Genomic DNA, 25481 nt, shown 5'->3' on the forward strand with positions numbered 1-25481 from the left:
AGCCCAACTTGACAGAGCGAGCTCAGGTGCAATTCGACCGAGCGCAGATGGCTTTCGCCATCCAGGCAGGCAATGAGCGGTGAGCTGACACTAGAGCCCGCCATTCGCTCTCGGGTAGTAGTTTATGAAGCTTTGAAACGGCATCACCTACGCTTGCCTTGCCCAGCCAATCCAATGCTCGAATGGCATCCCCCGCTCCAGTAGCGCCAAGAGCCATCAGCCATCAGCCATCGAGGCGCATGCCGAATCGATACGGTGGTCTTGCCAACCTGAAGCACCCTAGAACGTCCGGTGGTTAGGCTTTTAAAGATGACGTAGAGCTTTCTCAATAGCCTCAAACGTACCCGGTTTCAGCACACGAACTCCAGATTGGTCGAGCACGTCTCCCTTATCACCCCTGTGAAATTCCCATTTTTTCATAAAATCATCCGAAATAATGTACTCCAAAGCACGCCTTTCGACGTTGTCCAACTTGAAAGTGCTTGGAGAGGCCCTACGGTCGTCAACATAAATTTCCAACCCAGGAGGTACAACTTCTTTGATTAAACGGCGCGCCTCCGCTAACTCAGAGATCAGTATTTTCACCAAGAGTCTATGTCGAGCGGTAGGCAGCTCATCAACCCATGCGTTAGCCTTGGTTTCCTTATGAGCAATTTTTTTGGCTGGAAACTCAGCCACAAAAGACTCTATGAGTGCCCGATAGTGGACACCAGAAGCGTTTCGAATACTTTGTGCCTTTGGCACGCCCCGATTTTCACCTAACCGAGCCACAGTGGCGAAACTGAAATCCGAAACTCCACGCTCAACCTGTTCTAGACAAACCTTATAAATCGCATCTAGCGTTAATTGGGTTCGTGGAGAAACAAACGCCTTGAGGTGTTCAAGCATAGCTTTAGGATCCATCACCTACCCCCCCCTGCAGCTCCATGGTCATGTCACTTGCAATGGCATGCTTGCTGCCACCGAGGATTGCTTTGATTTCCTTAGGCTCAATGCGCTCCTCTTCGTTTAAGTCGCTCAACAGCAGTTTTCCAGTAATTAAATCATCCACCTTCGCCCAAGATTTAACACGCGTGAGGAGAAAATTCGTCAACTGGTTACCAATGACCAACTGCTGTTGCTTATCGAGCGCATACATCTTAGGAGTCATATTATTGAATGCGATCATTCTATCGAGCATCTGTGATCGAGAAGGAAGAGCAAGCTCTGCAGAAGCCGCTTCGTAAATTTCAGCATTCTCACACACCTCACTCAGCAAGTGAAACCTTGAAGAGTCTTCTAACGCGATGGTAAGTTCATGCCCACTTTGAACAATCAACTGAGGAAGGTTATCGTCATGTTTCTGCGCAACCTGCTCATTCAATACAGCCTGGCTTTGATTTATTAAACGAGACACTGACTGGATATCACAGAGAAAAAGGTCAGCTTTCTTCGCAGCACTCTCCAACTCAGACTGTAGTTTTCGAGCTTTCATCTCTATGCTGGTTCGATCTCTTGTGTCAAACTTCTCCCCCACCTTCGACGCAGCGTATTCAGCATCATCTAGCTCTTCAATCGCTTGTGACACTTCAGCGATTTTTGAATTAATGTCTGCAATGTGATCAAATTGAATAGCGGCTTGCAAAGATATTTCATTCGCTATGTATAGCAGCCCGCCAATAAAAACAGGCCCCGTAACAAAATGCCGACAGCGCAGACAGTTCTGCATGCCTAGGTAGCCCCCCATAATAGGCTGTCGAACCTGAGTAGCTCCAATCAACGGCCCACCATCATCGCAACGAGTTCCGGCAAAAGGACAAAATCCGTAATCACGAAAAAGAAAACTACCTGGAAGACCTTTTCCTGTATAACGCAGAATAGCCTCCTCATTATTTTGAATCAGTTGACTCCTTATCTCATCCACCCTATTTTGCTCAAGCATTTGGATGGTGGCATAGACCTGATTCGATAGAGCTCTCTTTTCACCTTCCGCAAACTTGACACGAAGCCCCTCGGCGTTAAGCTTTACGTAGTACAGCGACATGATAATAGAGCTGTGACCTGCAATTTTCATCACTATATCAAGTGGCAAGCCAAATTCTATGACATACGCCGTGATTAGGCTGACTCGCATACTATGGGGTGAATAAGGTGTACTATAAGTAGTTAGCGACGAGTGTTTTCCTTTAGACTCTGCAAGTTCTAATCCGGCGGGCTGACTATGATACAGTGCCGCCGCTAACCGATCCCTGAGCCGGGACGAGTAATTCCCACACTCCTCTTCACCAAATTCACGGAACAAAAAGCAATTTTCACCCTTTGCACTCCGCTGCTTTTCATTAAGATCAGTTCTGACACACTCTATCCATGGCATAGGCCTCGTCACGGGATTATACTTGCTCTGCCAATTACGAAACCGAATAATCCAAACCGCAAGTTTCTCCGGAATCCAAGGAACTGCATATCCCTCAGACCGAACTGAAGTCTTGTTTGAAGTAAAACGCATACCGATATTGTCACCAGGGTAGCGTTTGATGAAACCTTGGTCTTTAGTCATCCCAGCAAGTGCGGACACATTAGGGGTCCATACGATCTTGCCGCCCTCAAACTGAGGAATTTCAGCCTCGGCCTCTCCAGAATCAACATATGCCAATTGACGACCGCGTGCAGGCACTGATGCAAGCGCGTATGTGTGCATCCAGTAACCTGGGAACCACATCAACGTTTTGCCATTTTCAGATTTGAAAATACAATCTGGATCCGCTGTATCTAAGACTTTCGAATCAACCTCGAACCAGTCGGCATCAAATCCCTGCAGGTGCGCTAGATCACCAAAGTTTAGTGCTGTTTCAGGGATGATCCAATTACACATCGATTGAACATGCTGATAGGCCAGAGCAGGCTTGTTAGTCTCGCCCGAACTGCCAACTTGACCGCCCCGATCGTAAGAAACACTTACAAATGGATTACGAGCACCTAGAGCAACCACACGCTCACCTGTGTCTTCGTCCTCAAATGTAAGCTTTGTTCTAATAACATAATCAGCGAACTCTTTTGCCGCCGCAAGGAGCCAGCGCTTAGCACTTCCGCCCGAACTATAAATAAACTCTTCGAATATATTAAGATCTACCTTGGCAGATGCAAAGAACACTTCAGGCGCATATCCAAGCTCATATTTCTGAATGTAGTCACGAACAAATCGACACAGCACCAATTCTTTATTACTACCACCACGAGATACTTTAAGAAATTGCTCTATACTCTCAGCCCAAGCCAAATATGGCGCACGAATATATTTGATCTTGTACGGCTCTGGCTTATTAACAAACTCATACCAACTATTCCATTTATCCTTATAAACAGTCGCCGGGGAGCGCGGGATTCGAGGATCATTTTTGACGGCGAGAAAACGCTTATAATCTTCTAGCCCTTTAACTCCGTCATCTATGACTAGAGCGCGTGTTTCCTCGTAAGTATAAGGAATTGGGGTATCACAGAAATCATACCAGTCAACCCAATCGTCGCTAAATACTCTATCCGGGTGTGCAGGAAGGCACGAGTAATTCTTGTACTGCTTCAGGTACTCCATACTGGTTTTGATCTTTAAGACTTTTATAGCAAATTTCGCCTCCAACAAAGTACCGCACTTTTCAGGTAGCAAAAAATCAATCCAGCCCTGCCATTCAGATCGGTAGTACTCCCATGGGGCGCTCGGCAAACTTTGATCCAGCCGATATAATCGTGAATACTCGCTGTGACCTGTAATGCCAAGTTTCCGAGCCGCCTGGCCAGCTTCTTTAAACGAATATTTTTCGTTACCAAGAAACTCTTCCCACCCCCATAGCCTCCAACTGTCCTGGTACACCTCATCCGGCGCTGACGGAAGTTTAGGATCTTTTTTATAACCTTCCCGATATGACGCTTTAGTTAGTAACCCGAGACGCTTCGCTGCATCACTAGCTTGCTCAATGCTTTCATACATATCCACGCCTTCCCGCTTATTTAAAAAATGTGGATAGCTGAGCCAATCGTCAGAATAAATTTTATGCGGATTCAATGGGAGCAGCTTATCTTCAATATAGCGCTCTCTATATTCCTTTTTAGTAGCAACACCTAACCGACACACCGCTTCCCTTGCTAAATCAATAGTGGCGTAATACTTATTTGCATTTTGAGATAAAAACTCTCTCCAACCACTCCAACTTTTACGATAAGTGGACTCAGGCTGAGATGGGAGCATAGGATCCTCACGCTGCGCGAGAGCATAGCGCCTACGCGTCGATATCTGCAGCTCCAATACTCGACGTTTCGCTTCCTCAAACGTGTAGAAACCACTTCCAAATGTCGTACCGAGATAGACCTGCCACCCAGCCCAATCATCAAAATATAGAACTTCCGGATTACTTGGAAGACGCGAATCCAAATTGCGGCAATCGCGCTTATATTTAGCTTTACTTTTAAACCTAAAACCCATGCAAACTTTACGAGCTTCCGTATAATTGTAATGCCCATCATCAACATGCATGACTTCCAGATAGTCACGCCATCCTTTCCATTGCTCGGAGTAAAATTTATTTGGGAATACCGGAAACCGTTCGTCATTTATTATTTTCTTCTGATATTCACAACGACTCACTACCTTTAGTTTCTGCGCTTCAGATCGAGCTAACTCAAAAGTGTTGAAAAAATTTTGAGACGCAGCATTTATGTCAAAAAAATCATCCCAACCAATCCATTCATTTCTGTAAAACTCGTCAGGCCTGGCCGGAAGCTTAATATCAAATGAATGTAACTCATCATAGTCAGCTTGAGATTTTAAGCCTAACCGCCGAACTGCAACCGACGCCAACCCCAATGTTTTATATTTTTCGATACCACCAAGTTTTCTTGAAAGGAAATCCCCCCAACATCTCCACTCTGACTCGTAAATCATTTCAGGCCGACGCGGCAATCGAGAATCGCGTTTATATTCGCGCAGATATTCACGACCAGTTGAAATGCCAAGCATCTGAACTGCTACTTTAGCCTGGTCTAACTCTGGATAATAGCTATCAATTTTCCTACCAAAAAAACTTGGATATCCAAGCCATTCAGACTTATAAATCTGCTCCGGCTTACTTCTAAGCTTTGGGTCTTCACGATAGCGGGATTTATATTCTCGAGCACTTATAATTCCGAGCGTCTTGACCGCAGCAGTGGCCTCTGCCAGAGTTTTGTAAGGTTCAAATTCTGCACTAGGATTAGTACGACGAAAGAAATCTGGGTATCCCAGCCAACTGTCCTTGTATGTTCTGCTTAAGCTGGAGGGTAGCAACGGATCATCACGATAACGCTGCTCATAGTCCCTCTTAGAAGTTATTCCCAATGAGCGCGCGGCGATCGAGGCTTCTTCGATAGTGCGGTAAAAATTAGCCATCCCCATTCCTCGACAACTTTTCTTCCATCAGGGCGCGAAGCTCCTCGCTACTAGATTGGGTATACACTAAGCATGAATCAGGAGAGCGGTGACGCATCATCTTCTGTATTTCATGCTGGGTAAAACCATGAGAAGCCAGTCGATAACCATATGCATGCCGATGGCCATGCTCCGTGGTACCTAGATACTTCTCATGAGCCAAGCCAATACTGTTGACAGCAGCCTTGTGCAGGCGCTGAAAATTTTTAATTGTTTCAGGCTGTCCTTTTGTATTAGTAAAGGCATAGGGATGGTCGTTATTTTCGGGCTCAACTCGCTGATGCAGTAGATACTGCTGAAAGACATACAAAAACTCAGTAGCCTTAGCAGGGGGAAAAAAATTGACTTTAAAAAATTTTTCTCTACTACATAGTACCGGAGCTTTCCATCCAGCATGCAGGCGCTCGCTCTTAAGGTATTCTGTCCGTGGAACACGATGAAAGCGTTTAGCTAGATACTCTTTGCGCGACTTGTAACTTCCATCTGGCGATGCGCCCTCAGATGGATGATAAATACGCACTATTGCTTCGTTGCGGACAATGTCGATATCAATATCGGTTAGGTATAAGTGAAATGCCTCACTTTTACGAATGCCGCCATAATGCATCAGCAAAGTAAGGGCACGACCTTTCCAATCGATTCGCTGATTTGGATCAGAATACGCTTTGCAACGAGCTCGGATGAAGCCTTCGTCCAGCAGTTTTAAAATGCTAGCCTCAGGAAATTTCTTCACTTCCTCCAAAGCTATAGGCGGACTTCCCTCACGCCCCACCACCCGAACAACACGATTACGCGCCCTAGCATCTTCATTTTTCTGTAGATGGTTAAGAAAAACTTTATCGTGCTTCTGATAGTAGGCGCACCAATTCAGGCGCTGCTCAGCGTTCGTAGCTAGTCGAAATGGGTTGGCACGGCTGGTCTTGTATTCAGGCTGGTCAGCAAGCCAATCCGTATAGTGAGTAATTAGGTAAATTAGATTGTCAGCATCTTCGGCACTGCGAGAATCCCAGTACAAACCAGTGGGATCCGTCAGCGTAACAGGGCTTATGGTTCCTGAACGCAAAACACTATCAAAGTTTTCTAACAACTCCGTTGTCTCGCTGAATACCCCTTCATTGGCATTGATGTATCTAATCAATAGCAAGATCGCGAATGTTGACCTTTCCCTCCATGACTGTCCGTTGCGAGTCATCTTGACCAGATATCGAAGGTGCGACAGTAGCACCCCGTTTTCAGTCAACAGCGCGGGAAGGCGCAGCACCCGACCGGTATTGTCACCTCTATACCTCACCTTCACCTTCAGCACGTATGCCATTTCTTGCCAACCAAGTACTACGCGATTCGCAATACTTTCCTGATTAGCGTCTTGAAATGGAAGGAAAATCTTTGGTACGTGGCGGTAGGGTGCTTGATAAAATAGTATGTTTTGCGTGAGGTGATAATACACCTACGGCAAGAAGATGCTGCGCGAGATCGACAGCCGTGTGCGCTTCCTCACCAAGCGTCTGGAGAAGCTCAAGGTCGTCAGCGACAAGCCGTCCGATCCGAACAAGGTGTACTTCGGTGCCTGGGTCACCATCGAAGACGAAGACAGCGAACAGTCGCGCTACCGCATCGTCGGCCCCGACGAGCTGGACCTGAAACAGGGCCTGATCAGTATCGACTCGCCTCTGGCCCGCGCCCTGGTCGGCAAGGAGCTGGACGCCGAAGTGCGGGTGCACAGCCCCAGTGGAGAGAAGACCTGCTATATCGTCGAGATCGAATATCCCTAGGTGCTGTAGAAGCGAGCTCTGCTCGCAATAATGGCGTTTAAAAAGCTTCGCGAGCAGAGCTCGCTCCTACGCTGATAGCCGGCTTCCCCCACAGCCCAACTAGCGCCGGGTAATCAGCGCCTGACGCGCCACCCGCACCAGCTCACCGACAGTTTGTGCCAGGTCCTCGGCGCTAGGCGCCTGGATCACGGCCAGATCGAAGCTGTCGCGCGCGAAGCGGCTCAGCGACTCGCCGTTCTGCACGAACTGGATGCGAAAGGCACGCGACCCGGCCCAGCGCTTGGGCCAGCCTTCAAGATAGCGCAGCAAGGTAGGCTGGTGGCTGCCGCCCAGCAGCACGCGCGGATTGCGCAGCAGCAGGCCCGAAGTGATGGGCGCCAGACGAATAAGGGGTTGGGGACAGATCATGGTCGAGTCTCCGCCTCGAGAATCCCGCTGGGCAGCGGTGAGAGGCGACACCGAACCAGCGCTTTAGCGGAATTTCAGGCGCTGATGACAACACCCTGTGGCGCCCCGCAAGTAGCTGTTTAAATCGGCGCAGGGCGCATCCTAGAGAAGCCCACGGCAAACTGTCAAGGCGCACCCCACTTCGACCCCAACCTTCGATTGGGCGACGGTCGATCCGCGCATTTCCATCCGCTCAAAAGACCCGTTCCTGGCCATGGACGCCCCGCCTGGCCAGATCGATTGCGGCCCTCGGCGCGGCCTGACGTTTCGGCACGTAACAGAAAACACGCAACGATATCGACGCCAAGTTGCCCGAAAATCCCGGAAACCGCTTGCATAGAGGGCTCGCTGGAATCTGCAGGACGATGGCATGTTTCCTGCCATCGTTCTTGCGCCGTACGCGCCACGGAATGGGCGTGATCTGTGTTGCGGGAAGCAGCTGACTGCCTCAACAAAAATCATCGAGAGCGCCCATGAAGAACAATAAAACCCTGCTCGCCCTCTGCCTCGGTACCGGCCTGCTCGCCAGCGGCCAGACCCAGGCTTTCTGGTTCGGTTCATCCGGCTACACCCAGACCAAGTACCCGATCGTCCTCGGCCACGGCATGCTCGGCTTCGACAGCATCCTCGGCGTCGATTACTGGTATGGCATCCCGGCGGCACTGCGCCGTGACGGTGCCAGTGTCTATGTCACCGAAGTCAGCCAGCTGGACACCTCCGAAGCACGTGGCGAGCAATTGCTGCAGCAGGTCGAGGACATCGTCGCCATCAGCGGCAAAGGCAAGGTCAACCTGATCGGCCACAGCCATGGCGGCCCTACCACCCGCTACGTCGCCGCCGTACGCCCGGATCTGGTGGCATCGGTCACCAGCGTCGGTGCACCGCACAAGGGTTCGGCCACCGCCGACTTCCTCAAGGGCATCAGCGACGGCCCGGCAGGTCCGGTCGCCACCCCGCTGCTGGTTGGCATCGTCAACGGCCTGGGGACGCTGATCAACTTCCTCTCCGGCAGTTCCAGTACCACCCCGCAGAATGCGTTGGGCTCGCTGGAGTCGCTCAACAGCGAGGGTGCAGCACGCTTCAATGCCAAGTTCCCACAAGGCATACCCACCAGCGCCTGCGGCGAAGGTGCCTATAGCGTCAACGGTGTGCGCTATTACTCCTGGAGCGGCACCAGCCCGCTGACCAACCTGCTCGACCCGAGCGACCTGCTGATGGGCGCCTCCTCACTGACCTTCGGCAACGAAGCCAACGACGGTCTGGTCGGCCGCTGCAGCTCGCGCATGGGCCAGGTGATTCGTGACAACTACCGAATGAACCATCTCGACGAGGTCAACCAGACCCTGGGCCTGACCAGTCTGTTCGAGACCGACCCGGTGACTGTCTATCGCCAGCACGCCAACCGCCTGAAGAACGCCGGGCTCTGAACTGCTGCGCTTCGTAGGGTGCGCCGCGCGCACCGGATGCTGGGAACGTCGGCATTTCGGTGCGCTCGGCGCACCCTGCGAGGTACCAGCGCTGAGCAATGGTTCGAACGCCTTACTGGAACCTGCCGTGAAGAAAACCCTGTTCGCCCTGCCTTTACTGATCGTTGCCGGCCTGGCGTTGATGCTTTACCTGCAACCCGGACACCAACCGACCCAATTCATGCCTCCCGCCGCCACTGCCAAGGCTACGCAGCCTGGACCGGCCCCGGCTGCAGAGGCCTTAACAGCGACCAACCAAAAAACGCAGAAGAAGGCCACGACGCCGACCCTGCCCAGCTCCTTCGTCGGCACCGAAGTCGACGGCAGCTTTCGCGTGGACGCTGCCGGCAATCTGATCATCAGCGAAGACATCCGCCGGATCTTCGATTACTTCCTCGCCAGCATCGGCGAGGAAAGCCTGGATGCCAGCGTGTCACGCCTGCGCAATTACATTGACAGCCAATTGCAGGAACCTGCACGAGCCCGCGCGCAGGCACTGCTGGAGCAATACCTGAGCTACAAGCGAGAGCTGGTGCTGCTGGAGCGCGACCTGCCACAAATGGCCAGCCTGGACGCCATGCGCCAGCGCGAGACCGCCGTACAGGCCCTGCGCGCAAGGTTGTTCGACAGCGAAACCCACCAGGCCTTCTTCGCCCGTGAGGAAGGCTACAATCGCTTCACTCTGGAGCGCCTGGCCATCCAGCACGACAGCACAATGAGCGCAGAGGAAAGAGGCGTTGCCATCGACCGCCTGCGCGCATCCCTGCCTGAAGAGCTGCAGGACGCCCTACTGCCGCAGTTGCAGCAGGAACTGCGGCAGCACACCGCACGCCTGCAGGCCGAAGGCGCCAGCGCGGCGCAGATCCGCCAGATGCGTCAGCAGTTGGTAGGCGCCGAAGCCACCACGCGCCTGGAGGCGCTGGATAGCCAACGACAGAACTGGCAGCGACGTCTGGATGACTACATCACCGCCAAGACGAAGATTCAGGCCAATGAGGGGCTCAGCAACAGCGACAAGCGCGTGGCGATCGAGGCCCTGGCAGCAGAACGTTTCGATGAGCGTGAACGCCTGCGCCTGGACGCCGCCGAGCAATTGGCGGCAGCCAACAAGAAGCTGTAGGCCTCAGGCGCTGTCGCGCATCACCAGCTCGAAGCCGACATTGATGCAGTGCTGCTCCGGCGTTTCGCCACGCATCAGCGCCAGCAGCATGTTCGCCGCCAGCTCACCGACACGACCACGGGTGGTACGCACGGTACTCAAGGCCGGATGCATCCAGGCTGCAGCTGGCAAATCGTTGAAACCGGCGATGGCCAGGCGTCCCGGAACGTCCAGGCCCAACTGACGCGCGCGGAACAGCGCGCCCATGGCCAGGTCGTCGTTGTTGAAGAACACCGCATCGATCTGCGGCTGCTGTGCCAGCAGGCGATCGAGCAACTCGGCGCCCAAGCCGATGGATGACAACTGCGGTGTCAGCAACTCCAACGCCGGATCATGTCGATTGAGGTAGCGCATCACCTGACGGTAGCCTTCTGCGCGCTGCAGGGTGCGTGGGTCAAGCTGCGCTGCGGCGAAGGCGATATGGCGGTAACCACGCTGCACCAGGGCACGGGTCATCGCGGCCCCCGCTTCGACCTGAGAGAAGCCGACGCAGTAATCCTCCGGCTCCTCGCTCAATTCCATCAACGTCACCAATGGGCAACTGCTGGCACCGAGGATTTCGCGCGCCGCATCGCTGCGCTCGAAGCCAGTGAGCAGCAGCCCCGCTGGCTGGTGCGCCAGATAGGAACGCAACAGACGCTCATCCTCCTCGACCCGGTAATGACTGACGCCGATCATCATTTCGAAGCCGGCCGGCATCAGCACCCGCTGGATGGCCTCCACGGTATCGACGAACACCGAGTTCGACAGCGACGGGATCACTACCGCCACCAGGTTCGAGCGTGAACTGGCCAATGCCCGCGCAGCCGGATTAGGCACGTAACCCAGCGTCTGGGCCGCGCGCATCACCTGCTCGCGCAACGCATCGGACACCCGCCCCGGCTGCGACAGCGCGCGCGAAGCGGACATCAACGAGCAGCCCGCGGCCTTGGCCACGTCGGACAAGGTGACACGTTCTGCGGACCGGCGACGGCGTTGGCTCATAGCGCCTCCAATGATTTCAGCGGCCGATTCTACCAGCCCCGCCGGGGAATAAAGCGCGGGACACGCCGCCCGGGGTAACGCCACCATGCAAGGAGCGTTACCACCTGCGTGCCCCGCGAAACCTCGAACCTGCCCAGAATCAGCGGCGCACTGAGCGCGCCAATCCTGGGCAAGCCCTTATAGAGCGGCCTTTTCGGCCTCAGCCTGCACCTGATCGAACAGTTGCTGACCGACTGTGTCGACGACCTTCTGGATCGCCGGCGCGGCCTGCTCACGCATGCGCTGCACTTGCGCCGCTTCCACTTCGTTGATCTGCATACCCTTGTCTTTCAGCTCGGCCAGGGCACGGGCAGCTTCCTCGCGGGTGTCCTTACGCTCGAAGTCACGCGCCTTCTTCGCCGCTTCCAGCAGGATGTTCTGCTCGGTTTGCGACAGGCCATCCCACCAGCGCTTGGACACGGTGACGATCCACGGGCTGTACACGTGGTTGGTCACGGTCAGGTACTTCTGCACCTCGTAGAATTTCGAGGAAAGAATGGTGTTGAAGGGATTTTCCTGGCCGTCGACGGCCTTGGTCTCCAGCGCGGTGAACAGCTCGGAGAATGGTAGCGGCACGGCATTGGCGCCCATCAGTTTGAAGGTCTCGAGGAATACCGGGTTGGGCATCACGCGCAGTTTGACGCCGGAGAAGTCCTCCAGCCTGCTGATCGGCCGCGTGTTGTTGGTCAGGTTGCGGAAGCCGTTCTCCCAGTACACCAAGCCGACCAGGCCCTTCTCTTCCAGCTTGTCCATTACCTGGCGGCCCACCGGGCCGTCGAGCACGGCATCGGCCTGCTCGGCACTGCTGAACAGGAAAGGCGTGTCCCACACCGCCATTTCCTTGGTGATGCCCACCAGGGTCGCGGTGGAACCGACCATCATTTCCTGCGCGCCGCCAATCAGCGCACTCTGCATCTGATCATCCGAGCCCAGGCTGGCGGCACCGAAGGTACGCACCTTCAGCTTGCCGTCGGAGGCCTTGGCGACCTCCTCGGCGAACAGCTTGGCCGCGCGGCCCTGATTGCTGTTCTCGTTGAGACCGTAACCAAAGCGGATCATGCGTGAGCGCACGTCATCGGCATGGACGGTGAAACTGGCGAGCGGACTGCACAGCATGGCAGCGGTGAGGATGGCGAGCAGTGGACGTTTCATCGGGTCTACCTCTTATTGTTGTGAATGATGTCGGCGCGCCAACGCCGTCAGGTCAACTCAGCGCAGCCAGGCCAGCGGCACGGTGACGATGGACGGAAACGCCACCAGCATCGCGACGATGATCAGGTAAATCAGGAAGAACGGCATGACGCCGCGTACCAGCACTTCCATGCGCAACTTGCCGATACCGCCGACGACGTTAAGCACGGTGCCCACAGGCGGCGTGATCAGGCCGATGGAGCCGATCAGCACAAACATCACGCCGAAGTACACCGGATCGACACCGGCCTTGATCGCGATGGGAGCCAGTACCGGCGCCAGAATCAGGATGGTCGGGGTCAGGTCGAGCACCATGCCCACTGCGATCATCAGCAGCATGATCGCCAGCACCAGCAGTCGCGGGTGTTCGGCCAACGGCCCGAGCATGGCGCCAATCTCGTCCGGTAACTGCGCCAGGGTGATCATGTAGGCCGATACCGTGGCAGCGGCGCATAGGAACATCACCGACGCCGTGGTGCGGCTGGCGCGGGTCAGGGTTTCCATCAGATCGCCCCAGCTCAGCTCGCGGTAGAGCAAGGTGGAAACGGCCAAGGCGTAGACCGCAGCGACCACCGCCGCTTCGGTAGGGGTGAAGATACCGAAGCGCAGACCACCGACGATGATTACCGGCAACATCAGCGCCGCAGCACCGTCGATCAGCACCCGACGACGCTCGGCGGCGCTGGCCTTGGGTGGCGTTGGCTCGGTGAAACCCCGGGCGATCAGAGTCCAGGCAATGATCAGACCTGCGCCCATGATCAGCCCCGGCACCAGACCTGCCATGAACAGCTGACTGATGGAGGTGTTGGTGACCACGCCATAGATCACGAACGGCATCGATGGCGGAATGATCGGCGCGATGATGCCGCCAGCGGCTACCAGGCCCGCCGAGGAATGCACCGGATAACCGCGCTGGCGCATCATCGGCAACAGCAAGGTGGCCAGTGCTGCGGTATCGGCCAGTGCCGAACCGGACATGCTGGCCAGTAGCACGGCGGCCGCAATGGCAACGTAACCGAGGCCTCCGCGCAGGTGGCCAAAGTAGGCCTGCGCCATGGCGATGATGCGCCGGGAAATACCGCCGGCGTTCATCAGCTCGCCAGCCAGGATGAAGAACGGCACCGCCAGCAGCGGGAAGCTGTCAGCGCCGGCGAGCAGGTTCTGCGCCAGCAACTGCACGTCCCAGAAATCCAGGTACCACATCAGTACGGCCGCGGTGAGGATCAGGGCGAAGGCGATGGGCATGCCGAATGCCATGAACCCCAGCAGGGAAGAAAGAAATACCGCGACAGTCATCGGCAGGTCCTCGCTGGGCAGTGCCCGTATTGTTGGAATTGGGCCAGCATCATTCGACCTGAGCCTGGGTCAGCCTTACCTGCGGCGTATGCCGCCAGAGGTTGACCAACTGCACCACCGCCAGAATGGCCAGCACCAGCATGCTCGCCAGCACCGGTAGCATCGCCAGCACCACCGGATAACCGATCACGGTACTGACATTGCCCCAGCCGAACTGCACCTGATTCCAGGCACCCAAGGCCGAGAGCAGGCTCGCTCCTGCCACGAGAATCCAGCTCAGTGAATCCACCAATCGCTGCGCCAGCAGCGGGAAGCGGTCGCGAATCATGCGGAAGGTCATCAGCTCGCCGCGGCGCATACCAGAGGCCACACCGACGAAGACCAGCCAGACGAACGCCAGCCGTGAAAGCTCCTCGGCACCCGGCCAGCCGGTGCCGAAGGCGTAGCGCAGCACCACATTGGTAAACACCGCCACCACCATGAAGGCCATCAGCACCGCCATCAGCCCATCGGTCAGGCGATCGAACATGCGCGCGATGCGGCCTTCGTAGATCGGCTCGGCGCCTAGCTGAGCCGACTGGTTAGCGCTATCAATTTCGCTATCGAGCATATCCTGAGCCTGGCTCGACACGGCCTCCACCGCTTCGCGACGTACCCAAGCCTGAATGTCGGCCACCAACGCTTGCCGCGACTGCTGCGCATCGACGACTCGTACGTATGGTTCGCCTGCCGGGCTTTCGAGGGTGGCGAATTGGCTGTCGACCAGCGAAGTCGGCATGAAATGTCCGGGCCGAGCGCCGACACGTTGCACCGCGGTGGCGTGGTCGATATCCAGGTGCACGAACTGCAACCCCGGAACCGACTGACGCAGGCGCTCGCGGTAAGCGCGCTTGAGCGCCGAGCAAGCCAGTACGAAACATTCACCCGCGGCCTGCGCGGCCAGCATCTGCTCGCACAGCGCATCCAGCCAGTGGCGACGGTCTTCGTCACTCAGTGGGATGCCCGCGCGCATGCGCGCTACGTTTTCGGGAGGATGGAAATGATCGGCTTCGATATGGCGCCAACCGAGTGCGGTGGCGACCGCCTGGCTGATCTCGCTCTTGCCGGAGCCACTGACCCCCATGACCACCAGGGTGGTACGGGCAGGCAATGCGCAAGGCTGCTGTTGCATGGGAACTCCATGGGCACCATCGAGGTGGCACCGCTCATTGTTTGATCCGGATGTTAGCGCTATCCAAATCATCCGACAACCCTCTTTCGGCAACATTTCGTAGAGCATTTCCGCTAATGGCTATCACCCAGCTCTGGTCCGCTGCTGACTGACACGTTCAATATCGCCTACCTGCCCCGAGGGAGACATTTCGCTTATGTACCGGCTGAGCCCCCGCTTCTGGCTGCCCACACTGTTCCTGCCACTGGCGGCACAGGCCGAAAACGCCACCTACCAGGCCGACCCACTGGTGGTCACCGGCAGCCGTTATCAGGCCAGCGGCTGGCAACTGCCCTTCTCGGTCAACCGCATCGATGCCGAACAAGCCACTCTGGGCAAACCCGGCGTCAACCTCTCCGAAGCACTCGGCAGCGTCCCGGGACTGGTGGTGCAGAATCGGCAAAATTATGCGCAGGACCTGCAAATATCCTCACGCGGCTTCGGCGCCCGCTCGGCCTTTGGCATTCGTGGCATCAAGCTGCTGGCTGATGGTGTGCCGCTGTCCAATCCGGACGGCCAGGGCCAGGCGGCGACCTTCGATCTCGACACTCTGGAGCGCATCGAGGTCCTGCGTGGGCCATTCGCCAGCGTCTACGGCAGCAACTCCGGCGGTGTCATCCAGCTGTTCTCGCGCGATGGCGAAGGTGCCCCCAAGGTCGCGCTGGACACCTCCCAGGCCACTTACGGCACCAGCCGTACCCGTGTCTCGGCCGAAGGCGGCAACGACAGAGCCGGTTTCATCATCAACCGCTCGCATTTCGAGACAGACGGTTACCGCGACCACAGCGGCGCCATCCTCGACAAGACCTTCGCCAAACTGACCTTGTACCCGGATGACCTCAGCAAGCTCAGCCTCAGCTTCAGTGAACTGGATCAGAACGACACACAAGACCCGCAGGGTCTGAGCTGGGATCAGGTACAGGCTGATCGGCGATCTGCCGCGCCCAGCGCACTGCAGTTCGATACGCGCAAGACCGTCGATCATCGCCAGTTCGCCCTCAACTACGAGCGCAGCTTCGCCGCCGGCACCTGGCAGAGCACGGTCTACAGCGGCACGCGGCGGGTGATCCAGTACCAGTCGATCCCTGTGGCCGCGCAGACACCGGCCTCTCAGTCCGGTGGTGTGATCGATTTCGAACGCCGCTTCCACGGCATCGGCAACCGCTGGATTCAATCCTTCGACCTCGGCAGCAGCCTGCTGACTGTCACCACCGGCCTGGACTACGACTATTCGCGCGATGACCGTCAGGGCTACGAGAACTTCATCGGCACCACCCTGGGCGTGAAAGGTAATCTGCGCCGCGACGAGCGCAACGAGGTCACCAGCCTGTCGCCCTACGTCCAGGCAGCCTGGCAACTGGGCAAACTCGACCTGCAGGCTGGTCTGCGCCACAGCCAGGTGGAGTTCGACGTGGATGACCGCTTCCTGAGCAATGGCGACGACAGCGGCTCGGTCACCTACCGTGAGCTCACGCCCACTCTTGGCGCCAGTTACGCCCTGCTACCAGATCTGAATATCTATGCCAGCTGGGGCAACGGGCTGGAGACGCCGACGTTGAACGAGCTGTCCTATTCCGGCCCCGACAACAGCTTCGGCTTCGAGCTGAAACCGGCCACCAGCGAGCAAATTGAAATCGGTCTCAAGGCCCGCCTCGCACAAGCGACCAGCCTGCAACTGGCGCTGTTCCAGATCGACACCGACGACGAGCTGGTGGTGGCGTCGGCCAGCGGCGGCCGCTCACGCTTCCAGAACGCCGCACAGACTCGCCGCAGGGGCCTCGAGCTGGCACTGGAAAGCCGCTTGAGCGACACCCTGCGCGCCAACCTCGCCTACACCGAGATCGATGCCACCTACAGCAAGGATTTCACCAGCAACGGCCGCCTGATCGAAGAAGGTAACCACCTGCCCGGCATTCCCGCACGCACGCTGTATGGCGAACTGGCCTGGCAACCGGTCGAAGGCTTCAGCACCGCCGTCGAAGGCCTGTACCGCAGCAAGCTCTATGTCGAGGACAGCAATACCGCCAAGACGGCGCCCAGCCATGCGCTGTTCAACTGGCAGGCGCGCTTCGAGCAGAAGGCCGGCGCACTGACCTTCAACCAGGTGCTTCGTATCGACAACCTGCTGGATCGCGAGTACATCGGGTCGGTGATCGTCGGTGACGGCAACGGCCGCTACTACGAACCCGGCCCGGAGCGCGCCTGGTATGTCGGCGCAGGCGTGCAATACCAGTTCGATTAAGGCTCGCGGCGCATGTGTGCATCCAATGTCCGCCGCTCGTGGGATAAGGCGCCAGAGGATACGTATCGCCAGATACGCACGCGCTCAAAAACAAAAAGGCCACCCGAAGGTGGCCTTTTCGCGAGCAGTCAGCGAAGGCTTAGGCCTTCTTGACTTCCCAACCGGTCAGCTCGGCCAGGGCCTTGCCGATGTCAGCCAGGGAACGCACGGTTTTCACGCCAGCGTCCTGCAGTGCAGCGAATTTCTCGTCTGCAGTGCCCTTGCCGCCGGAAATGATGGCGCCAGCATGGCCCATGCGCTTGCCGGGAGGAGCGGTCACACCAGCGATGTAGGAAACTACAGGCTTGGTGACGTTGGCCTTGATGTAGGCAGCCGCTTCTTCTTCAGCCGAACCGCCGATCTCACCGATCATGACGATCGCTTCGGTCTTCGGATCTTCCTGGAACAGTTTCAGGATATCGATGAAGTTGGAGCCCGGGATGGGGTCGCCGCCGATGCCCACGCAGGTGGACTGGCCGAAGCCGGCGTCGGTGGTCTGCTTGACGGCTTCATAGGTCAGGGTGCCGGAACGCGACACGATGCCTACCTTGCCTGGCAGGTGGATGTGACCCGGCATGATGCCGATCTTGCACTCGCCGGGAGTGATCACGCCCGGGCAGTTCGGGCCGATCAGGCGAACGCCCAGCTCGTCGCAGATGACCTTGGCATCCAGCATGTCCAGGGTAGGAATGCCTTCAGTGATGCAGACGATCAGCTTGATGCCACCGAATGCAGCTTCCAGGATCGAGTCTTTGCAGAACGGAGCCGGAACGTAGATGACCGAAGCGTCAGCGCCAGTGGCTTCGACAGCTTCTTTGACAGTGTTGAACACTGGCAGGCCCAGGTGGGTAGTGCCACCTTTACCCGGAGTCACGCCGCCAACCATCTTGGTGCCGTAGGCGATGGCTTGTTCGGAGTGGAAAGTACCCTGCGAGCCGGTGAAGCCCTGGCAGATGACTTTGGTGTCTTTATTGATCAGGACGCTCATTACTTGCCCTCCGCAGCTTTGACGACTTGCTGAGCAGCGTCGGTCAGGCTGGTTGCCGCGATGATGTTCAGGCCGCTTTCAGCCAGGACCTTGGCGCCCAGCTCAGCGTTGTTACCTTCCAGGCGGACGACCACCGGGATTTTCACGCCGACTTCTTTCACGGCGCCGATGATGCCTTCGGCAATCATGTCGCAACGAACGATGCCGCCGAAGATGTTCACCAGAACGGCAGCGACGTTGCTGTCGGACAGGATGATCTTGAACGCTTCGGTCACGCGCTCTTTGGTTGCGCCGCCACCTACGTCGAGGAAGTTGGCTGGCTTGCCGCCGTGCAGGTTGACGATGTCCATGGTACCCATGGCCAGACCGGCACCGTTGACCATGCAGCCGATGTTGCCTTCCAGGGCCACGTAGTTCAGCTCGAAGCTGGCAGCGTGGGCTTCACGAGGATCGTCTTGCGACGGGTCGTGGAAGGTCTTCAGCTTCGGCTGACGGTACATGGCGTTAGCGTCGATGTTGATCTTCGCATCCAGGCAGTGGAGGTCGCCGTCAGCCTTGATGACCAGCGGGTTGACTTCCAGCAGAGCCAGATCGTGATCTTTGAACAGCTTGGCCAGACCTACGAAGATCTTGGCGAACTGAGCGACCTGCTTGCCTTCCAGACCCAGCTGGAAAGCCAGCTCACGCCCCTGGTACGGCTGAGCGCCAACCAGCGGATCAATGGTGGCCTTGAGGATCTTCTCAGGGGTTTCGTGGGCCACTTTCTCGATGTCCACGCCACCTTCGGTGGAAGCCATGAACACGATGCGACGGCTGGAGCGGTCCACTACAGCGCCCAGGTACAGTTCCTTGGCGATGTCGGTGCAGGATTCGACCAGGATTTTGCTGACCGGCTGACCATTGGCGTCAGTCTGGTAAGTCACCAGACGCTTGCCCAGCCAGTTGGCGGCGAAGGCCTTGGCGTCTTCTTTGCTCTTGACCAGCTTTACGCCACCGGCTTTACCGCGGCCACCAGCGTGGACCTGAGCCTTGACGACCCACTCGCTGCCGCCGATTTTTTCGCAGGCTTCTGCGGCTTCTTCCGGGGTGTCTACCGCGAAGCCCTTGGATACAGGCAGGCCGTATTCAGCGAACAGCTGCTTACCCTGATACTCGTGAAGATTCATGCTTGTCTACCGTCTTCGTTTAGGTATTGCGCATTCGGCGCTGCACTTGTGATACCGCGCCACCTGTGACTGCCGAAGCAGTCCGCCAGGCCTTCCGCCGCGAGTCAAACTCGACGCGGGCCACCCGACGTGGTTCTGCTTGCAAACACCACCGTAGCGATGAGGCGATTACACGACGCCCCGCCTACCACGGCGGCTTACAACAACTACTGCAGTGGCCGGACATTACCGGCCACTTGCACACTCAGCGCTTCTTGCGATTGGCGATATGGATCGCGCCACCGTTGACCGCCAGGGCCGCTTCGTGCAGCGCCTCGGACAGGGTCGGGTGGGAGAAGACCATCATGCCCAGGTCTTCGGCGCTGGTGCCGAATTCCATGCCGATCGCACCTTGTTGTACCAGCTCGGCAGCGCTTGGGCCGATCACGTGAACGCCCAATACACGGTCGGTGTTGGCGTCAGCGATGACCTTGACGAAGCCGCCGGTGTCGTTGGCCGCCATGGCACGACCGCTGGCAGCGAACGGGAAGGTGCCGACATTGACGGCAATGCCTTCGGCCTTCAGCTGCTGCTCGGTCTTGCCGACCCATGCAATTTCCGGGTGGGTGTAGATCACGGAGGGGATCAGGTCGTAGTTCATCTGCGCCTTGTGGCCGGCGATACGCTCGGCAACCATCACGCCCTCTTCCGAGGCCTTGTGAGCCAGCATCATGCCGCGCACCACGTCACCGATGGCGTATACACCCGGAACGCTGGTTTCGCACTGGTCATTGACGAAGATGAAGCCACGCTCGTCCAGATCCACACCGCTGTCAGCGGCCAACAGGTCGGTGGTCACCGGGCGACGGCCAACGGCCACGATCAGCTTGTCGAACACCATCTTCTGCTCGCCATTGGCGTCGGTGAAGGTGACGGTAACCTGCTTCTTCTTGACCTCGGTAGCCGTGACGCGGGCGCCCAGGCGGATGTCCAGCCCCTGCTTGGTCAGGGTTTTCAGGGCTTCCTTGGCGACCTGCTCGTCGGCGGCAGCGAGGAACTTGTCCATGGCTTCCAGCACGGTGACTTCGGCACCCAGGCGAGCCCATACCGAGCCCAGCTCCAGACCGATCACACCAGCGCCGATAACGCCCAGCTTCTTCGGTACGCTCTGGAATTCCAGGGCACCGGTGGAGTCAACGATGACGTCCTGATCGACCGGGGCCGGCGGGATCTCGACCGGCTTGGAGCCAGAGGCGATGATCACGTGAGCGGCTTCGACCACCTGGGTCTTGCCGTCGGTGCCAGTGACTTCCACTTGCTTGCCGGCCAGCAGCTTGCCGTGGCCTTCGAGCAGGGTTACACCGTTGGCCTTGAACAGTCCGGCAACACCGCCGGTGAGGTTCTTGATGATGGTGTTCTTGCGCGCCACCATGGCCGGGACGTCAATGGTCACGCCCTTGGCTTCGATACCATGCACGGCGAAACCGTCTTTCGCTTCGTGATACTTCCAGGAGCTGTCCAGCAGCGCCTTGGAAGGAATGCAACCGACGTTCAGGCAGGTGCCGCCGAGAGCGACCTTGCCGTCGCTGCCCTGGTACTTCTCGATGCAGGCAGTCTTCAGGCCGAGCTGCGCTGCTTTGATGGCGGCTACATAGCCACCAGGGCCGGCACCGATGACTACCACGTCGAATTTCTGGGTCATAACGTATTCCTTCTCGAATAAACCGGACGGCCCTGAGAACAGGGCCGCCGTGGAGGAGACTGGCTTTTAGATTTCCAGCAGCAGGCGAGCCGGGTCTTCAAGCAAGTTCTTGATGGTCACCAGGAAGGTCACGGCTTCCTTACCATCGATCAGGCGGTGGTCGTAAGACAGCGCCAGGTACATCATCGGACGGATCACCACCTGACCATTGATCGCCATCGGACGCTGGATGATGTTGTGCATACCCAGGATGGCAGCCTGCGGCGGGTTGACGATCGGCGTCGACATCATCGAACCGAAGGTACCACCGTTGGTGATGGTGAAGGTGCCGCCGGTCATTTCTTCGATCGACAGCTTGCCGTCTTTGGCTTTCTTGCCGAAGGTGGCGATGCCGCTCTCGATTTCAGCCAGGCTCATCTGCTCGGCATTACGCAGTACCGGAACCACCAGACCGCGGTCGCTGGACACGGCAACGCCGATGTCGGCGTAGCCGTGGTAAACGATGTCGTTGCCGTCGATCGAGGCGTTGACTGCCGGGAAGCGCTTCAGGGCTTCGGTGGCGGCCTTGACGAAGAACGACATGAAGCCCAGGCGCACGCCATTGTGGGACTTCTCGAACAGGTCCTTGTACTTCGAACGCAGGGCCATGACTTCCGTCATGTCGACTTCGTTGAAGGTGGTCAGCATGGCCATGGAGGACTGGGCCTCGACCAGACGCTCGGCGATCTTGGCGCGCAGGCGAGTCATCGGCACACGCTTCTCGGTGCGATCACCAGTGGCGACGACAGCAGCGGCAGCAGCCGGAGCAGCAGCCGGTTTGGCAGCGGCAGCCGGAGCGTTCTTCTTCGCTTCGACGGCAGCGACCACGTCTTCCTTGGTCACACGGCCACCTTTACCGGTGCCGGCGATGCTGTTCGGGTCGATGCCGTTCTCTTCGGCCAGCTTGCGCGCGGCCGGCGAGAGGATGGCGTCGTCGCCAGCAGCGGCAGCCGGGGCAGCAGCCTGAGCCGGAGCGGCGGCAGCGGCCGGAGCGGCAGCCGGAGCAGCGGCGGCAGCGCCACCTTCGGTCAGCTTGCCCAGCAGCTCGTTGGAGAGAACGGTGTCGCCTTCGTTCTTGATGATTTCAGCCAGAACACCATCGGCCTCGGCCAGTACTTCGATCACGACCTTGTCGGTTTCGATGTCGACGATCAGCTCATCGCGCTTGACCGCTTCGCCCGGCTTCTTGTGCCAGGTGGCCACGGTGCCGTCGGCAACCGATTCCGGGAAGGTTGGGGCTTTGATCTCGATAGCCATTGTATGCGTTTCCTTAAATTCGGTTTTACCGCCAGATGGCACCTGCCACCTAGCGGATGAAGGCGTTAAACAGTAAAGGCGTCCTGCAGCAGTTTTTCCTGCTGCTCGGCGTGCATCGACGCATAGCCGCAGGCTGGCGCTGCCGACGCATCACGACCGGCGTACTCCAGGAACAGCGACTTCTTGTGCGCGGTAGCGACGCGACGCATGTGGTGCTGGCTGCAGTACCAAGCGCCTTGGTTCATCGGTTCTTCCTGACACCAGACGATGTGCTTGAGGTTCTTGTACGGCGCTAGCGCCTCGGCCAGGTCGTCTTCCGGGAACGGATAGAGCTGCTCGATACGAATGATGGCGATGTCTTCGCGACCCTCGGCACGACGTTTTTCCAGCAGGTCGTAGTAGACCTTGCCGCTGCACAGCACCAGGCGCTCGACCTTTTTCGGGTCCAGCGAATCGATCTCGCCGATTACGGTCTGGAAGGAGCCTTCGGCCAGATCTTCCAGGGTCGAGATGGCCAATTTGTGACGCAGCAGCGACTTGGGCGTCAGCACCACCAGCGGCTTGCGCAGCGGACGAATCACCTGGCGACGCAGCATGTGATAGACCTGCGCCGGGGTGGTCGGCACGCACACCTGCATGTTGTGCTCGGCACAGAGTTGCAGATAACGCTCCAGACGCGCCGAGCTGTGCTCAGGCCCCTGCCCTTCATAGCCGTGCGGCAGCAGAACGGTCAGACCGCAGAGACGGCCCCACTTGGTCTCGCCGCTGGAAATGAACTGGTCGAATACCACCTGGGCACCGTTGGCGAAATCACCAAACTGGGCTTCCCAGATCACCAGCGCGTTCGGCGTGGTGGTGGCATAGCCGTATTCGAACGCCAGTACCGCTTCCTCGGAGAGGTAGGAGTCGTAAAGTTCGAACTTCGGCTGACCGTCGTACAGGTTCTTCAGCGGAACGTAGGTCGAGGCATCCTTCTGGTTGTGCAGCACCGCGTGACGGTGCGAGAAGGTGCCACGGCCGATGTCCTGACCGGTCATGCGGATCGGATGACCTTCGACCAGCAGAGTGGCGTAAGCCATGGTCTCGGCGAAGCCCCAGTTGATCGGCAAGCCGCCCGCGCCCATCTTCTGACGGTCTTCGAGGATCTTCGCGACCTGACGCTGAACCAGGAAGCCCTCAGGGATCTCCAGCAGCTTGGAAGACAGATCCTGCAGGGTCTTCAGATCGAAACGGGTGTCGTGACGCGCGGTCCAGGCATGGCCCAGGTAAGGACGCCAGTCGACGAACAGCTCCTTGTTGGGCTCCTTGACCAGGCTCTTGACCACGTGCTGACCGTTGTCCAGCGCAGTACGGTACTCGTCGATCTTGGCCTGCACGTCGTCGCTGCTCTGCACGCCGGCTGCAATCAGAGCGTCGGCGTACAGCTCACGAGTGGTGCGCTGCTTGGCGATCTGCTGGTACATCAGCGGCTGAGTACCGTTCGGCTCGTCGGCCTCGTTGTGACCACGACGGCGGTAGCAGACCAGGTCGATGACCACGTCACGCTTGTACTGCATGCGGTAATCGACAGCCAACTGAGTGACGAACAGCACGGCTTCCGGATCGTCGCCGTTCACATGGAAGATCGGCGCCTGGATCATCTTCGCCACGTCGGTCGCGTACTCGGTGGAGCGCGCATCCAGCGGGTTGCTGATGGTGAAGCCGACCTGGTTGTTGATCACGATGTGGATGGTGCCGCCAGTCTTGTAGCCGCGGGTCTGCGACATCTGGAAGGTTTCCATGACCACGCCCTGACCGGCGAAAGCCGCGTCACCGTGGATGGAAATCGGCAGTACCTTGTCGCCAGTGGCGTCACTACGACGATCTTGACGAGCACGCACCGAGCCCTCGACCACCGGCGAAACGATTTCCAGGTGCGAGGGGTTGAACGCCAGCGCCAGGTGCACTTCGCCACCGGCAGTCATGACGTTGGAGGAAAAGCCCTGGTGGTACTTCACGTCACCGGACGACAGACCTTCGGTCTTCTTGCCTTCGAACTCGTCGAACAAGTCGCGCGGGTTCTTGCCGAAGGTATTGACCAGCACGTTCAGACGGCCGCGGTGGGCCATGCCGATGACCACTTCCTTGGTGCCGTAGGAGCCGGAGCGCTGGATGATTTCGTCCAGCAGCGGGATCAGGCTCTCGCCACCCTCCAGGCCGAAACGCTTGGTGCCCGGGTATTTGGTACCCAGGTACTTTTCCAGGCCTTCGGCAGCGGTGACGCGCTCGAGCACATGCGCCTGCACCTCGGCAGAAAACTGCGGACGACCGCGCACGCTTTCCAGGCGCTGGGCGAACCAGTTGCGCTGGCCGGAATCGACGATGTGGGTGAACTCGGCACCGATGGTGCGACAATATGTCTGCTGCAGCGCATCGCGGATTTCGCGTAGCGTTGCCTCTTCCTTGCCGATATACAGCTCGCCAGTGCGGAATGTGGTGTCCAGATCCGCGTCGGTCAGGCCGTAGTGATTGATCGACAGGTCAGATGGCGCAGTGCGCACCCACAGACCCAGAGGGTCGAGCTGGGCGGCCTGATGGCCACGCATGCGGTAGGCCTGGATCAAGCGCAGCACTTCCACCTGCTTCTTTTCGTGCTCGCTGCTGACGGCCCCGGCGGAAACCGGCTGGGCACGACGCGAATTCTTGGCGAGCAGGACGAAATGATCGCGAATGGTCGAATGCGATACGTCCGTTGCAGCGCTGCCGTCGGTCGGCAACTTCTGGAAGTAAGTGCGCCACTCTTCTGGCACAGCGTTGGGATCGTGCAGGTAGAGCTCGTAGAGCTCTTCCACGTAGGCAGCGTTGCCACCGGATAGGTGGGCACTGTCCCACATGCGCTGCATCACGCTTTCTTGCATGCTTGGTCACCCTCGGTAAGGGGACACCACCGGCGTGAATACCGCATGGTCCTGATCAAAGTCATGATGCTGCGACTCGGATAAAGCCACTTGGGTTCCCGCAGATAGTCCGGGTACCAGCCCGGATGCCCCTGCTGGTCGTCATATTTTTCGAGTATGAGCCGCGGCTTTGTG

16 protein-coding genes and 1 pseudogene are annotated in these 25481 nt (G+C 57.8%); 4 read left to right on the forward strand and 13 right to left on the reverse strand.

Features of this window, described 5'->3' with window-relative positions; all coding sequences use genetic code 11:
- Positions 1–303: 303 nt before the first annotated feature.
- From gmtX to gmtY, 3 genes are read right to left on the reverse strand one after another with little or no spacing between them, the layout of a single operon-like run.
- On the reverse strand, positions 304–888 hold the full coding sequence (gene gmtX / locus JWV26_RS22965) for a gamma-mobile-trio protein GmtX (RefSeq protein WP_206417903.1): 585 nt from the start codon (positions 886–888) through the stop codon (positions 304–306).
- A 4-nt stretch (positions 889–892) separates the two neighbouring features.
- Complete coding sequence (gmtZ, locus tag JWV26_RS22970; RefSeq protein WP_206417904.1) at positions 893–5395, reverse strand: gamma-mobile-trio integrase GmtZ; 4503 nt, start codon at positions 5393–5395, stop codon at positions 893–895.
- Entirely contained in the window at positions 5388–6749 is a 1362-nt protein-coding gene (gmtY, locus tag JWV26_RS22975; RefSeq protein ID WP_206417905.1) for a gamma-mobile-trio recombinase GmtY, read from the reverse strand. Before gmtY ends, gmtZ begins: the two co-directional genes overlap by 8 nt.
- Before the next feature lie 127 nt (positions 6750–6876).
- Between gmtY and JWV26_RS22980 the strand changes: the two are divergent.
- Positions 6877–7206, forward strand: a pseudogene (locus tag JWV26_RS22980) (GreA/GreB family elongation factor); the annotation flags it as partial.
- Between the two features lie 99 nt (positions 7207–7305).
- On the opposite strand, the gene JWV26_RS22985 reads toward JWV26_RS22980, so the two are convergent.
- On the reverse strand, positions 7306–7614 hold the full coding sequence (locus JWV26_RS22985; RefSeq protein WP_206417906.1) for a class I SAM-dependent methyltransferase: 309 nt from the start codon (positions 7612–7614) through the stop codon (positions 7306–7308).
- Between the two features lie 512 nt (positions 7615–8126).
- Between JWV26_RS22985 and JWV26_RS22990 the strand changes: the two genes are divergently transcribed.
- Both JWV26_RS22990 and JWV26_RS22995 read left to right on the forward strand, forming a co-directional pair.
- A complete protein-coding gene (locus JWV26_RS22990) occupies positions 8127–9080 on the forward strand; it encodes a triacylglycerol lipase (protein ID WP_017676782.1) in 954 nt (317 codons plus the stop codon).
- A 127-nt stretch (positions 9081–9207) separates the two neighbouring features.
- A complete protein-coding gene (locus tag JWV26_RS22995; RefSeq protein WP_206417907.1) occupies positions 9208–10239 on the forward strand; it encodes a lipase secretion chaperone in 1032 nt (343 codons plus the stop codon).
- Positions 10240–10242: 3 nt separating this feature from the next.
- Here the strand turns inward: JWV26_RS22995 and gntR are convergent, their stop codons facing one another.
- The 4 genes from gntR to JWV26_RS23015 all read right to left on the reverse strand — a co-directional run bounded on the left by gntR (position 10243) and on the right by JWV26_RS23015 (position 14959).
- A complete protein-coding gene (gene gntR / locus JWV26_RS23000) occupies positions 10243–11262 on the reverse strand; it encodes an HTH-type transcriptional regulator GntR (protein ID WP_206417908.1) in 1020 nt (339 codons plus the stop codon).
- A gap of 177 nt (positions 11263–11439) precedes the next feature.
- On the reverse strand, positions 11440–12453 hold the full coding sequence (locus JWV26_RS23005) for a TRAP transporter substrate-binding protein (protein WP_093052088.1): 1014 nt from the start codon (positions 12451–12453) through the stop codon (positions 11440–11442).
- 57 nt (positions 12454–12510) lie between these two features.
- A complete protein-coding gene (locus tag JWV26_RS23010) occupies positions 12511–13788 on the reverse strand; it encodes a TRAP transporter large permease (RefSeq protein WP_072423870.1) in 1278 nt (425 codons plus the stop codon).
- Between the two features lie 49 nt (positions 13789–13837).
- On the reverse strand, positions 13838–14959 hold the full coding sequence (locus tag JWV26_RS23015) for a gluconokinase, GntK/IdnK-type (RefSeq protein WP_206417909.1): 1122 nt from the start codon (positions 14957–14959) through the stop codon (positions 13838–13840).
- Between the two features lie 196 nt (positions 14960–15155).
- Here JWV26_RS23015 and JWV26_RS23020 point away from each other — a divergent pair, with 196 nt between their 5' ends.
- Complete coding sequence (locus JWV26_RS23020) at positions 15156–17240, forward strand: TonB-dependent receptor family protein (protein ID WP_206417910.1); 2085 nt, start codon at positions 15156–15158, stop codon at positions 17238–17240.
- A 139-nt stretch (positions 17241–17379) separates the two neighbouring features.
- Here the strand turns inward: JWV26_RS23020 and sucD are convergent, their stop codons facing one another.
- The 5 genes from sucD to JWV26_RS23045 all read right to left on the reverse strand — a co-directional run bounded on the left by sucD (position 17380) and on the right by JWV26_RS23045 (position 25307).
- Positions 17380–18267 (reverse strand): succinate--CoA ligase subunit alpha, encoded by an 888-nt coding sequence (sucD, locus tag JWV26_RS23025; protein WP_017676776.1) that lies wholly within the window; start codon positions 18265–18267, stop codon positions 17380–17382.
- Positions 18267–19433 (reverse strand): ADP-forming succinate--CoA ligase subunit beta, encoded by a 1167-nt coding sequence (gene sucC, locus JWV26_RS23030; protein ID WP_017676775.1) that lies wholly within the window; start codon positions 19431–19433, stop codon positions 18267–18269. The genes sucD and sucC overlap by 1 nt, the downstream gene beginning before the upstream one ends.
- 244 nt (positions 19434–19677) lie before the next feature.
- Positions 19678–21114 carry a dihydrolipoyl dehydrogenase gene (lpdA, locus tag JWV26_RS23035; RefSeq protein WP_072423867.1) on the reverse strand — a complete coding sequence of 479 codons (1437 nt, stop codon included), beginning with the start codon at positions 21112–21114 and terminating at the stop codon, positions 19678–19680.
- Between the two features lie 66 nt (positions 21115–21180).
- A complete protein-coding gene (odhB, locus tag JWV26_RS23040) occupies positions 21181–22410 on the reverse strand; it encodes a 2-oxoglutarate dehydrogenase complex dihydrolipoyllysine-residue succinyltransferase (RefSeq protein WP_074915208.1) in 1230 nt (409 codons plus the stop codon).
- Positions 22411–22475: 65 nt separating this feature from the next.
- The gene (locus JWV26_RS23045) at positions 22476–25307 is read right to left on the reverse strand and encodes a 2-oxoglutarate dehydrogenase E1 component (protein ID WP_072423865.1); all 2832 of its coding nucleotides are present in this window, start codon (positions 25305–25307) and stop codon (positions 22476–22478) included.
- Between the last annotated feature and the right edge of the window lie 174 nt (positions 25308–25481).

Source organism: Ectopseudomonas toyotomiensis (assembly GCF_017167985.1).
In the GTDB taxonomy this organism is placed as follows: domain Bacteria; phylum Pseudomonadota; class Gammaproteobacteria; order Pseudomonadales; family Pseudomonadaceae; genus Aquipseudomonas; species Aquipseudomonas toyotomiensis.

Coding starts and splice junctions, on each gene's coding strand:
- gmtZ (WP_206417904.1), bottom strand. CDS start 5,395: ATGGCTAATTTTTACCGCACTATCGAAGAAGCCTCGATCGCCGCGCGC.
- lpdA (WP_072423867.1), bottom strand. CDS start 21,114: ATGACCCAGAAATTCGACGTGGTAGTCATCGGTGCCGGCCCTGGTGGC.
- JWV26_RS23010 (WP_072423870.1), bottom strand. CDS start 13,788: ATGACTGTCGCGGTATTTCTTTCTTCCCTGCTGGGGTTCATGGCATTC.
- JWV26_RS22990 (WP_017676782.1), top strand. CDS start 8,127: ATGAAGAACAATAAAACCCTGCTCGCCCTCTGCCTCGGTACCGGCCTG.
- JWV26_RS23005 (WP_093052088.1), bottom strand. CDS start 12,453: ATGAAACGTCCACTGCTCGCCATCCTCACCGCTGCCATGCTGTGCAGT.
- sucD (WP_017676776.1), bottom strand. CDS start 18,267: ATGAGCGTCCTGATCAATAAAGACACCAAAGTCATCTGCCAGGGCTTC.
- JWV26_RS23015 (WP_206417909.1), bottom strand. CDS start 14,959: ATGCAACAGCAGCCTTGCGCATTGCCTGCCCGTACCACCCTGGTGGTC.
- JWV26_RS22985 (WP_206417906.1), bottom strand. CDS start 7,614: ATGATCTGTCCCCAACCCCTTATTCGTCTGGCGCCCATCACTTCGGGC.
- sucC (WP_017676775.1), bottom strand. CDS start 19,433: ATGAATCTTCACGAGTATCAGGGTAAGCAGCTGTTCGCTGAATACGGC.
- gmtY (WP_206417905.1), bottom strand. CDS start 6,749: ATGGCATACGTGCTGAAGGTGAAGGTGAGGTATAGAGGTGACAATACC.
- JWV26_RS23045 (WP_072423865.1), bottom strand. CDS start 25,307: ATGCAAGAAAGCGTGATGCAGCGCATGTGGGACAGTGCCCACCTATCC.
- JWV26_RS23020 (WP_206417910.1), top strand. CDS start 15,156: ATGTACCGGCTGAGCCCCCGCTTCTGGCTGCCCACACTGTTCCTGCCA.
- gmtX (WP_206417903.1), bottom strand. CDS start 888: ATGCTTGAACACCTCAAGGCGTTTGTTTCTCCACGAACCCAATTAACG.
- gntR (WP_206417908.1), bottom strand. CDS start 11,262: ATGAGCCAACGCCGTCGCCGGTCCGCAGAACGTGTCACCTTGTCCGAC.
- odhB (WP_074915208.1), bottom strand. CDS start 22,410: ATGGCTATCGAGATCAAAGCCCCAACCTTCCCGGAATCGGTTGCCGAC.